The 12,134-nt window shown below is 71.2% G+C and carries 8 protein-coding genes; 5 read left to right on the plus strand and 3 right to left on the minus strand.

The genetic code is table 11. From position 1 onward, the window contains the following. Nucleotides 1–7 precede the first annotated feature (7 nt). A complete protein-coding gene (locus ACIA8D_RS17725) occupies nt 8–682 on the minus strand; it encodes a vancomycin high temperature exclusion protein (protein ID WP_399233073.1) in 675 nt (224 codons plus the stop codon). Between the two features lie 350 nt (nt 683–1,032). Here ACIA8D_RS17725 and ACIA8D_RS17730 point away from each other — a divergent pair, with 350 nt between their 5' ends. From ACIA8D_RS17730 to ACIA8D_RS17750, 5 genes are all read left to right on the plus strand, one after another. Then, complete coding sequence (locus tag ACIA8D_RS17730) at nt 1,033–1,917, plus strand: sirohydrochlorin chelatase (RefSeq protein ID WP_399233075.1); 885 nt, start codon at nt 1,033–1,035, stop codon at nt 1,915–1,917. A gap of 46 nt (nt 1,918–1,963) precedes the next feature. Continuing rightward, nucleotides 1,964–3,304, plus strand: coding sequence for a deoxyguanosinetriphosphate triphosphohydrolase (locus ACIA8D_RS17735; protein ID WP_399233077.1), 1,341 nt, complete (start codon nt 1,964–1,966; stop codon nt 3,302–3,304). Between the two features lie 78 nt (nt 3,305–3,382). Further along, nucleotides 3,383–4,648 carry an NAD(P)/FAD-dependent oxidoreductase gene (locus tag ACIA8D_RS17740; protein ID WP_399233079.1) on the plus strand — a complete coding sequence of 422 codons (1,266 nt, stop codon included), beginning with the start codon at nt 3,383–3,385 and terminating at the stop codon, nt 4,646–4,648. Between the two features lie 57 nt (nt 4,649–4,705). Then, nucleotides 4,706–6,616: a DNA primase gene (gene dnaG / locus ACIA8D_RS17745; RefSeq protein WP_399233080.1), complete on the plus strand. Its 1,911-nt coding sequence runs from the start codon at nt 4,706–4,708 to the stop codon at nt 6,614–6,616. A gap of 300 nt (nt 6,617–6,916) precedes the next feature. Then, complete coding sequence (locus ACIA8D_RS17750) at nt 6,917–8,206, plus strand: RNA polymerase sigma factor (protein ID WP_399233081.1); 1,290 nt, start codon at nt 6,917–6,919, stop codon at nt 8,204–8,206. 76 nt (nt 8,207–8,282) lie between these two features. Here ACIA8D_RS17750 and ACIA8D_RS17755 read toward each other — a convergent pair whose 3' ends face one another. Together ACIA8D_RS17755 and ACIA8D_RS17760 are read right to left on the minus strand one after the other, a co-directional pair. After that, nucleotides 8,283–10,259, minus strand: a complete 1,977-nt coding sequence (locus ACIA8D_RS17755) for an ABC transporter ATP-binding protein (protein ID WP_399233082.1) — start codon at nt 10,257–10,259, stop codon at nt 8,283–8,285. Then, nucleotides 10,259–11,998, minus strand: coding sequence for an ABC transporter ATP-binding protein (locus tag ACIA8D_RS17760; protein ID WP_399233083.1), 1,740 nt, complete (start codon nt 11,996–11,998; stop codon nt 10,259–10,261). Before ACIA8D_RS17760 ends, ACIA8D_RS17755 begins: the two co-directional genes overlap by 1 nt. Nucleotides 11,999–12,134 lie beyond the last annotated feature (136 nt).

Below are 12,134 nucleotides of genomic sequence, written 5' to 3' on the forward strand. Positions count from 1 at the left end.
GGCCGCCCTACGGACGGCGTGAGGACGACGCGCCGAGCGCCTCGCGCACTCCGTGCTCCCGCGGCCCCAGGAAGTGCGGGTCCGGCCGCACCGTCGCGTCGAGCGCCGCCTTCGACGCGGCGAGCAGCTCCCGCGCCCCGCCCGCGTACCAGGTCACGTCGTGCGGTTCGGCGACCCCGAGCCCGTACGAGGTGATGCCCGCGGCGCCGCACAGTGCCACCGCGCGGCGCGCGTGGAAGTCCTGGGTGACCAGGACGGCCCGGTCGACGCCGAAGATCTTCTTCGCGCGGACGCAGGAGTCCCAGGTGTCGAAGCCCGCGTAGTCGCTGACCACGGCGCGTGACGGCACCCCGTGGCGGGTCAGGTACGCGCGCATGGCGTCCGGTTCGTCGTACTCCGCACGGCTGTTGTCGCCCGTGACCAGCAGGACGCGGACCTTTCCCGCGCGGTACAGCTCCGCTGCCGCGTCGAGCCGGTGTGCCAGGTACGGCGAGGGTTCCCCGTTCCACAGGCCGGCTCCGAACACCACGGCCACGTCGGTGCGGGGGACGTCCGTCATCGTCCTGAGCCGGTCCCCGGTGGAGGTGAACAACCAGGTCGCGGGCAGCAGCGCCAGCACGCAGCCGGCCATGATCGCCTGCGCCGTCCTGCGCTGGGCCTTCCTGGTACGTGGCAGACGCATTCGGGTCCCCCGGGGCAGACGTGACTCAACGCTGAATCAGACGCCCCCACCCCTCCAACGGTTCACGCCCCCGCCCCCACGCCTCGGGGCTCCGCCCCGGACCCCGCTGCTCAATCGCCGCAGGGGCTTGAAAGAGCAAGTCCCCCTGCGGCGGGTGGGAAAAATCCAGCCCGTACGGCGGGTGGGCAACATCAAGCCCCGCCGGCGATTGAGGCGCGGGGTCCGGGGCGGAGCCCGAGGGCGCAACGCCGGTGCGGCTCACCCGAGGCGGGGCCGAACGGTGAACGCGCGGCAACCCCCCGTCACCCGGCCGCAACAGCTTGGCAACCCCCACCCGGCACGATCTGTCCATGACGGACGAGTCGTACGGCCCCACGGACCACGGCACGACCCACCTGGATCACACAGTCGGCACGGCGGGACTCCTCACCATGATCAGCGACCAGCTCGGCAGCAGACTCAGCCACGTCTCCCCGCTGCGCGGCCACCGGCAACCCCCGGCCCTGGTGCTCGTGGCACACGGCAGCCGCGACCCACGGGCCCTGGCCACCGTCTCCGCGCTCGTCGAGCGGATACGCGAGCGGCGCCCCGGCCTCACCGTCCGCCTCGGCCACATCGAGCTGAACGAGCCGCTGCTCGACGACACCCTCGCCGAGCTGCCCGCCGGGCGGGCCGTCCTCGTGCCGCTGCTCCTCTCGCGCGGCCACCACGTCAAGCACGACCTGCCGCGGGCCGCCGATGCCGCGGGACACCTGCGCACCCGCGTCGCCGACCCCCTCGGCCCGCACCCGCTGCTCGTCGAGGCGCTCCACGACCGGCTCGTCGAGGCCGACTGGCCGCGACGCTCCACCGACCGGGACCGCCGCCGCGGCGGAGTGGTCCTCGCCGCCGCCGGTTCCCGCGACCCGGGCGCCGCCGCCGACGTCCGCCGCACGGCCGCGCTCCTCGCCGACCGCCTCGGCGTCCCCGTGGTCCCCGGCTACGCGTCCGCCGCCGCCCCCGACATCGCCACGGCCGCCCGGTCCCTCGCCGCCCACGGCCGCGACCGGATCGCCGTCGCCTCGTACTTCACCGCCCCCGGCCGCTTCGCCTCGGAAGCCGCCGCGGTGGCGCCCGGCATCGCGGCGGCGCCCCTGGGCACCCACTCGGCCCTGGCCCGCCTCGTCCTGCACCGCTACGACCGGGCCCCGGCCACGGCCGCGTACGCCGACGTGGCGCGTACCGCGTCCGTCTGAGCCACCGCAGGTCCCGATTGTCAGCGGCTGCCCGTACTGTCGGGCCATGGAAGACAGCGTAGGCAGTGACACGTACGACGAGGCGGCCGTCGAGCGCTGGGCACCCGAGCCCGACAAGCGCCCGGGGCGCACGGCGTTCCAGCGCGACCGGGCCAGGGTGCTGCACTCGTCGGCGCTGCGCCGCCTCGCCGGCAAGACCCAGGTCGTCACGCCGGGCACCCGCAGCCGGCACTGGGACGCGAGCCCGCGCACCCGCCTCACGCACTCCCTCGAATGCGCCCAGGTGGGGCGCGAGTTGGGCGCCGCGCTCGGCTGCGACCCCGACCTCGTCGAGACGGCCTGCCTGTCGCACGACCTGGGCCACCCGCCCTTCGGGCACAACGGCGAGCAGGCGCTCAACGAGGTGGCGGAGGACTGCGGCGGCTTCGAGGGGAACGCGCAGTCGCTGCGCCTGCTCACCCGCATCGAGCCCAAGCGCTTCATCCGCAGCGCGGAGTCCGGCGAGCTGACCAGCGTGGGTCTGAACCTGACGCGGGCCGCGCTGGACGCCGCGACGAAGTACCCGTGGCCGCGCGGCGAGCACCCCAGTGATCCCGAGTCCCAGAAATTCGGGGTCTACGAGGACGACCGGCCGGTCTTCGACTGGATCAGGAAGACGTCCCCGGGCCGCCGCACCTGCTTCGAGGCGCAGGTCATGGACTGGTCGGACGACGTGGCGTACTCCGTGCACGACCTGGAAGACGGCCTGCACGCAGGGCACTTGGACCCGAACATGCTGCACGCGGAGCCCGAGCGCGCCGACATCTTCGCGGTCGCCGTCGGCCGCTACGTGCCCGAGGGCACGGATCCCGCCGAGCTCGCCGCCGCCCTCGACCGGCTCCTCGACCAGGAGTGGTGGCCGCACGGCTACGACGGCACCGCGGTCGCCCAGGCCCGGCTCAAGGACGCGACCAGCCAGCTGATCGGGCGGTTCTGCCTCGCCGCGGAGGGCGCGACACGCGCGAGACACGGCACGGGCCGTTTGACTCGCTACGCGGCGGAGCTGGTGGTGCCGCGCGCCGCCCGGTACGAGTGCGCGGTGCTCAAGGCGGTCGCCGACCGGTATGTGATGCAGCGCCCCCAGCAGGAGCGGCTGCGGGCCGATCAGCGCGTCGTGGTCGCCGAGTTGGCGCAGGCCCTGACCTCCCGCGCGCCCGAAGGACTCGACCCGCAGTTCCGCGCGCTGTTCGTGGCCGCGCCCGACGACCGCGCGAAGAAGCGCGTGATCGTCGATCAGATGGCCTCGCTGACCGACGCCTCGGCGCGTTCCCTTCATGCGCGGCTCACCGTCGGCGGGGATCATCGAGGGGGAGACGCGACCACTGGGCGTGACGAAAAGATGCCCTGATCGGGCCACGCCCCCTTCCCGCATTACGCTGCGTGCGGGACGCTCGCATATGACGGCATGGCAATGAGGAGGCATCAAGTGGTCGACGCGGACCAGACGTTCGTCATCGTCGGGGGAGGGCTCGCAGGAGCCAAGGCCGCCGAGACGCTCCGCTCGGAGGGGTTCACCGGGCGGGTGATCCTCATCGGTGACGAACGGGACCACCCGTACGAACGGCCGCCCTTGTCGAAGGGCTACCTCCAGGGCAAGGAGGAGCGCGACAGCGTCTTCGTCCACGAACCGGCCTGGTACGCGAGCAACGACATCGAGCTGCACCTCGGCCAGACGGTCACCACGATCGACCGCGCCGACAAGACCGTGCGGCTCGGCGAGGGCACCGTCGTCCGCTACGACAAGCTGCTGCTCGCCACCGGCGCGGAGCCGCGCCGCCTCGACATCCCCGGCACGCACCTCGCGGGCGTCCACCACCTGCGCCGCCTGGCCCACGCCGAGCGCCTGAAGAACGTGCTGGCCTCGCTCGGCAGGGACAACGGACATCTGGTGATCGCCGGCGCCGGCTGGATCGGCCTGGAGGTCGCCGCGGCCGCCCGTGAGTACGGGGCGGAGGTCACCATCGTGGAGCCCGAGGCCACGCCGCTGCACTCCGTGCTCGGCCCCGAGCTCGGCCAGATCTTCGCCGAGCTGCACGGCGACCACGGCGTCCGCTTCCACTTCGGCGCCCGGCTCACCGAGATCACCGGACAGGACGGCATGGTCCTCGCCGCCCTCACCGACGACGGCGAGGAGCACCCGGCGCACGACGTGCTGGCCGCCATCGGCGCCGCCCCGCGCACCGCGCTCGCCGAGGCCGCGGGCCTCGACCTGGCCGACCGGGCGCACGGCGGCGGCATCGCCGTGGACGCCACGCTGCGCACGTCCGACCCGGACATCTACGCGGCGGGCGACGTGGCGGCGATCCAGCACCCGCTCTTCGACGACCGGCTGCGCGTCGAGCACTGGGCGAACGCGCTGAACGGCGGCCCGGCCGCGGCCCGCGCCATGCTCGGCAAGGACGTCAGCTACGACCGCGTGCCGTACTTCTTCTCCGACCAGTACGACCTGGGCCTGGAGTACTCGGGCTGGGCGCCGCCCGGCTCGTACGATCAGGTGGTGCTGCGCGGGGACGCCGGCAAGCGCGAGTTCATCGCGTTCTGGCTGAAGGACGGGCAGGTCCTCGCGGGGATGAACGTGAATGTGTGGGACGTCACGGAGCAGATCCAGCGGCTGATCAGGTCCGGGGCGCGGCCCGGCGTCGAGCGGCTCTCGGACCCCTCGGTTCCCCTCGGTGATCTTGTCGAACAGTGACAAACGACCTTGTGGAGCGGTGACGGGAGTGTCAGAGGGGCACCGTAGACTTGCCGCGTGGCAGGCAGGATCAATGACGAGGACGTGAAGGCGGTTCGGGACGCGGTCCCGATCGACGCCGTGGTGTCCGAGTACCTGCAGCTGCGCAACGCGGGCGGCGGAAACCTCAAGGGTCTGTGCCCGTTCCACGACGAGAAGTCGCCTTCCTTCCAGGTCAGCCCCAGCAAGGGCCTGTTCCACTGCTTCGGCTGCCAGGAGGGCGGCGACACCATCACGTTCGTGATGAAGGTCGACCACCTCTCCTTCTCCGAGGTGGTGGAGCGCCTCGCCGGTCAGGCGGGCATCACGCTGCGCTACGAGGAGGGCGGGTACAACCCCACCCACCAGCGCGGCGAGCGGATCCGCCTGGTCGAGGCGCACAAGGTCGCCGCGCAGTTCTACGTCGACCAGCTGGAGTCGCCCGAGGCCGAGATCGGCCGGGCGTTCCTCGCCGAGCGCGGCTTCGACCAGGCCGCGGCCCAGCACTTCGGCGTCGGCTACAGCCCGGCGGGCTGGGACCACCTCACGCGCTTCCTGCGCGGCAAGGGCTTCAGTGACAAGGAGATCCTGCTCTCCGGGCTCTCCCAGGAGGGTCGCCGCGGCCCCATCGACCGGTTCCGCGGCCGCCTGATGTGGCCGATCCGCGACATCGGCGGCGAGGTCGTCGGCTTCGGCGCCCGCCGCCTGCGCGAGGACGACAACGGGCCGAAGTACCTGAACACGCCCGAGACGCCGATCTACCGCAAGTCCCAGGTCCTGTACGGCATCGACCTCGCCAAGAAGGACATCGCCAAGTCCTCCCGCGCGGTCGTCGTCGAGGGGTACACGGACGTGATGGCCTGCCACCTGGCGGGCGTCACGACCGCCATCGCCACCTGTGGCACGGCGTTCGGCAACGACCACATCAAGATCCTCCGCCGGCTCCTGATGGACAACGGCTCGGCCCGCGTGATCTTCACCTTCGACGGCGACGCGGCGGGCCAGAAGGCAGCCCTGCGCGCCTTCGAGGACGACCAGAAGTTCGCAGCCGAGACGTACATCGCGATCGCGCCGGACAACATGGACCCGTGCGACCTGCGCCTGGCCAAGGGCGACGAGGCGGTCGCCGACCTGGTCGAACCCCGCACCCCGCTCTTCGAGTTCGCGCTGCGCCAGATCGTCTCCCGCTACGACCTGGAGACCCCCGCGGGCCGCGCCGCCGCGCTCGACGAGGCGGCGCCCGTCGTCGCCCGCATCAAGAACAGCGCCTCGCAGCACGAGGTCGCGGTCCAGCTCGCCGGCATGCTCGGCATCCTGGACACCCAGTTCGTGGTCAAGCGGGTGGGGCAGCTCGCCCGCTGGGCCCGCGAGCGCGGCGGCCGAGGCCCCGCGCCCGCAGGCCCCGGACGCGGCGGCCCGCAGGACGCCCCCGCCGCGGCGCCGGCCCGGCCCTTCGGCGGACCGGCGCTCACCTTGCGCAACCCGGTGTTCACGACCGAGCGCGAACTGCTCAAACTGGCGCTTCAGTACCCGCAGTTGGTCTCCCCGGCCTTCGACGCGTACGGGGTCGACGAGTTCACGGCCGACCCGTACGCGGCGGTCCGGCAGGCCGTCATGGACGCGGGCGGCGCCGAGCAGGGCGTCCACGACCCGCAGCAGTACCTGGTCTCGGTGCGCGAGGCGGCGCCCGACGACGCGGTGCGGGCGATGGTGACCGAGCTCGCCGTCGAGGCCATCCGCCGCAAGACCGTCGACGAGGCGTACGCGGGAGAGCAGCTGGTCACCGTGCGCAAGCGCGCCGTCGACCGCCGGATCCGTGACGTCCAGGGCACGCTCACCCGCCTCGGCGCGGGCGGCGACCCGCACCAACTGGCCGCGGTGCAGAACGAGTTGTGGGTGTTGCAGCAGTACGGCCAAGCGCTCCGCGAACGGGGCGCCGACGCTCTTTAGCCGCGCCGTCCTCCGGCCTCGGGGCTCTGCCCCGGACCCCGCGCCTCAATCGCCGCAGGGGCTTGATCTATCAAGCCCCGCCGGCGATTGAGGCGATCTTTCAAGCCCCTGCGGCGATTGAGCAGCGGGGTCCGGGGCGGAGCCCCGAGGCGTGGGTCGACGGGGGCCGTTTGGTGTCGTTCGGACCGGGGAAAGGTGGGTAACCGTCCAGCACGGTAACCGCCCGGTCACGCACCGGACTCAAAAAGTCAACGCACGCCCCTCGTGGCGGCACTGTGTCGTACTCCACACTGGGTTGCGGTGCCTGAGTCCTCGGAGCGCGGCCGGAGCCTGGACAACGGGTCCGACACCCCCGCGGTTCCGCTCATCGCGTACGGGAAGGACGGCGGCGTGGCTGCCGTTCCCGCCCCCCTGCCGCACGCCTCAGATGCGATCACTTTGGAGGTCGCCCCCGTGCAGACCCAGACCCTCACCCAGAGCGACAGCACAGCGCAGGCCCTCGCCGATCCCGCAGCCGCGCCCAAGGGGGCCGTGCCGCAGGGCGACGTACTGGCCTCGGTGCCCGCGCAGAACCGCGTCGCGCACCAGCCCGAGGCGGAGCCGGAGGAGCCGGCCGGGTCCTCCCAGGGGTCGGTGGACCCGCCCGAGCCGGTGCGCGGCGCCCGTACCGAGAGCGGCAGCCCGTCCTCCGACCTGTTCCGCCAGTACCTGCGCGAGATCGGCCGGATCCCGCTGCTCACGGCGGCCGAGGAAGTGGAGCTCGCGCGGCGCGTGGAGGCGGGCCTGTTCGCCGAGGAGAAGCTCGCCCACGCCCCCGACCTCGACTCCCAACTGGCCCTCGACCTCGACAGGTTGGTGGTCATGGGCCGGATGGCCAAGCGCCGCCTCATCGAGGCGAACCTGCGTCTGGTCGTCTCCGTCGCCAAGCGCTACGTGGGCCGCGGACTGACCATGCTCGACCTGGTCCAGGAGGGCAATCTCGGCCTGATCCGCGCGGTCGAGAAGTTCGACTACGCCCGCGGCTACAAGTTCTCGACGTACGCGACCTGGTGGATCCGCCAGGCCATGAGCCGCGCCCTCGCCGACCAGGCCCGCACCATCCGCGTCCCGGTCCACGTCGTGGAGCTGATCAACCGGGTCGTCCGCGTGCAGCGCCGCATGCTCCAGGAGCGCGGCTACGAGCCGACCCCCGAGGAGGTCGCCGCCCACCTCGACCTGCCGCACGAGCGGGTCAGCGAGGTGCTGCGCCTCGCCCAGGAGCCGGTGTCCCTGCACGCCCCCGTCGGCGAGGAGGACGACGTCGCCCTCGGCGACCTCATCGAGGACGGCGACGCGACGAGCCCCGTGGAATCGGCGGCCTTCCTGCTGCTGCGCGAGCACCTGGAGGCGGTGCTCTCCACGCTCGGCGAGCGCGAGCGCAAGGTCGTCCAGCTCCGGTACGGGCTCGCGGACGGCCGCCCGCGCACCCTGGAGGAGATAGGCCGCATCTTCGGCGTCACGCGCGAGCGCATCCGCCAGATCGAGTCGAAAACCCTCAACAAACTCCGCGACCACGCGTTCGCGGACCAGTTGAGGGGTTACCTGGACTAAATCAAGCCCCGCTGGCGATTGAGGCGCGGGGCCCGGGGCAGAGCCCCGCGACCGCAACCCCGGCTGGGCAGCAGAATCAGTCCACCTCGGCGACCGCCTGCGCGAACTGCGCCTCGTACAACCGCTGATACGCCCCGTCCGCAGCGACAAGGGCATCGTGCGAGCCCTGTTCCACGATCGCCCCGTTCTCCATGACGAGAATCGTGTCCGCATCACGGATCGTGGACAACCGGTGCGCGATCACGAACGACGTACGCCCGGAGGCGAGCCGAGCCATCGCCTTCTGGATCAGCACCTCGGTCCGGGTGTCGACGGAGGAGGTCGCCTCGTCGAGCACCAGGATCACCGGGTCGGACAGGAACGCCCGCGCGATGGTGATGAGCTGCTTCTCACCGGCGCTGACACCCGTGCCCTCGTCGTCGAGCACGGTGTCGTACCCGTCGGGCAGCGTCCGGATGAACCGGTCGGCGTGCGCGGCCTTCGCCGCCGCCTCGATCTCCTCGCGGGTGACGCCCGCCCGTCGCCCACCACCGCCCTTGCCGGAGGCGCTGCGCGCCGCACCCTCTGATTCGGCCCCGTACGCGATGTTCTCCGCGATGGTCCCGCCGAACAGCCAGGTGTCCTGGAGGACCATGCCGATCCCGGCGCGCAGCTCCTCCCGCGACATCTTCGCGATGTCGACGCCGTCGAGCGTGATGCGCCCGCCCGTGACCTCGTAGAACCGCAGCAGCAGATTGACGAGCGTGGTCTTGCCCGCGCCCGTCGGCCCGACGATCGCCACCGTGTGACCGGGGTCCGCGGTGAGCGACAGGTCCTCGATGAGCGGCTTGTCCTTCTCGTAGCGGAAGGCCACGTGCTCGAACTCGACGTGCCCGCGCAGGTGGTCCGGCTTCTCGCCGGGCACCGGCTCCGCCGACTGCTCCTCGGCGTCGAGCAGTTCGAAGACCCGCTCGGCCGTGGCGACACCCGACTGCACCAGGTTCGCCATGGACGCGACCTGTGTCAGCGGCATCGAGAACTGGCGCGAGTACTGGATGAAGGCCTGGACGTCCCCGATGGACAGCGAGCCGCTGGCCACCCGGAGACCGCCCACCACGGCCACGAGCACATAGTTCAGGTTCGAGATGAAGAACATCAGCGGCTGCATGATGCCGCTGTTGAACTGCGCCTTGAACGCGGCCTGGTACAGCTCCTCGTTCTGCTCGGCGAACTGGTCGGCGGACTCCTGCTGCCGGCCGAACACCTTCACCAGGTTGTGGCCGGTGTACATCTCCTCGATGTGCGCGTTCAGTGCGCCGGTCGCCCGCCACTGCTGCACGAACTGCGGCTGCGAACGCTTGCCGACCTTCGCCGCGACGAACACCGACAGCGGCACCGTCACGAGCGCGACCAGCGCGAGCAGCCAGGAGATCCAGAACATCATCGCGAGCACGCCGATGACGGTCAGCAGCGAGTTGAGCATCTGCCCCATCGTCTGCTGGAGCGTCTGCCCGAGGTTGTCCATGTCGTTGGTCGCCCGGCTCAGCACCTCGCCGCGCTTCTGCTTGTCGTAGTACGACAGCGGCAGCCGCGACAGCTTGTCCTGCAACTCGGCGCGGAGCTGCCCCACCGCCAGGTTGATCGTCCGGTTGGCGAGCCGTGTGCCGATCATCATCGTCAGACCCGCGACCGCGAACACGGCGAGGCCGAGCAGCAGCACCTCGCCGATCGCGGTGAAGTCGACGCCCTGGCCCGGGGTGAAGTCGACGCTGCCGAGCATGTCGGCCATGCCGCCGTCACCCTTGGCCCGCAGGCCCTCGACGACCTGTTCCTTGGTCTGCCCGGCCGGCATCCGCCCGCCGATGATCCCGCCGAACAGCAGGTCGGTGGCGCGCCCGAGGATCTTCGGTCCGACCACCGAGAGGCCGACGCTGATCACGACGGAGACGAGCACCCCGATGACCGCCGCGCGGTGTGCGGCGAGCCGCTTCAGGAGGCGTTTGCCCGACCCCTTGAAGTCCATCGAACGCGAACCGGGCGCACCGGCCGCCATTCGCCCCATGGGCCCACTCATCAGGCGGCCTCCGCTTCCGTCAGCTGGGAGAGAACGATCTCCCGGTACGTCTCGTTGTCGGCCATCAGCTCGTGATGGCGTCCGGTGCCGACGACGCGGCCCTCGTCGAGCACGATGATCGTGTCGGCGTCGCGGATCGTCGCGACCCGCTGGGCCACGATCACCACGGTCGCCTCCGCCGTCTCCTCGCCGAGCGCCCGGCGCAGTGCCGCGTCGGTCGCGTAGTCGAGCGCGGAGAACGAGTCGTCGAAGAGGTAGATCTCCGGCCGCTGCACGAGCGTGCGCGCGATGGCGAGGCGCTGGCGTTGACCGCCGGAGACGTTGGTGCCGCCCTGGGTGATGGGTGCGTCGAGTCCGCCTTCCAGCTCGCCGACGAAGCCCTTGGCCTGCGCCACTTCCAGCGCGTGCCACAGCTCCTCGTCGGTGGCGTCCGGGCTGCCGTAGCGCAGGTTCGTGGCGACCGTGCCGGAGAACAGGTAGGGCTTCTGCGGTACGAGCCCGACCGTCTTCGCCATCAGCGCGGGGTCGATCCCGCGGACGTCCTCGCCGTTCACGTGGACCGAGCCGGCCGTGGTGTCGTACAGCCGCGGTACGAGGCCGAGCAGCGTCGACTTGCCGCTGCCGGTCGAACCGATGATCGCCGTGGTCTCACCGGGGCGGGCCGTGATGTCGATGCCGCGCAGGATGGGCTCCTCGGCGCCCGGGTAGCCGAAGTCGGCGCCCCGCAGCTCCAGGTGGCCGTGGCGGCGCAGTTCACGCACCGAGTCCTCGGGCCGCGGCGGCACGACGCTCGAATCGGTGCCGAGCACTTCCTGGATGCGCTCGGCGCACACCTCGGCACGCGGCATCATCATGAACATGAACGTGGCCATCATCACGCTCATCACGATCTGCATCAGATACGCGAGGAACGCGGTCAGGTCACCGATCTGCATGCCGCCGCTGTCGATGCGGTGCGCACCGAACCAGACCACGGCGATCGACGCGACGTTCACGATCGTCATCACGAACGGGAACATCAGTGCCATGATCCGGCCGGTGGCGACCGACACGTCGGTCAGCTCCCGGTTCGCGGCTCCGAACCGGGCCTTCTCGAAGTCGTCGCGGACGAATGCGCGGATCACACGGTTGCCGGTGATCTGCTCGCGCAGCACCCGGTTCACCGTGTCCAGCTTGGTCTGCATGGACCGGAACAGCGGCCGCATCTTACGGATGATCAGCGACAGGACGATCGCCATGACGGGCAGCACGGCGAGCAGCACGCCCGACAGCGGCACGTCCAGGCCGAGCGCCATGACGACGCCGCCGACACACATGATCGGCGCCGAGGCCACCAGTGTGAACGTCATCAGGGCCAGCATCTGGACCTGCTGCACGTCGTTCGTGGTGCGGGTGATCAGCGACGGGGCGCCGAACTGGCCGACCTCTCGGGCCGAGAAGGACTGCACGCGGTCGAATATCCCCGCCCGCAGGTCCCGGCCGACCGCGGCGGCGGTCCGCGCGCCGTAGTAGACGGCGCCGGTGTTGCAGACGACCTGGACGACGGTGACGCCCAGCATGAGGGCGCCGAACTCCAGGATGTAGCCGGTGTCACCGTTCACGACACCGTTGTCAATGATGTCGGCGTTCAGGGTGGGCAGATACAGCGAGGCGCAGGTCTGCAGGAATTGAAGCAGCACCAGCAGCCCGATGGGTTTCTTGTACGGACTGAGGTAGGTCCGCAGAAGTCTTATGAGCACGCTCGGTCTCTCGGTGGTCGGCGGTAGTGGGAGGAGCGGTGTTCGGGGAGGGGGATCGACGCGTGCGCCGCCGGGCGGCGACGTACGCATGGACCCCCATCGTCGAACACTCCACCCGCGTTACCTCAACCGAATT

The sequence above is a fragment of the Streptomyces sp. NPDC051684 genome (assembly GCF_044453445.1).
GTDB lineage: Bacteria > Actinomycetota > Actinomycetes > Streptomycetales > Streptomycetaceae > Streptomyces.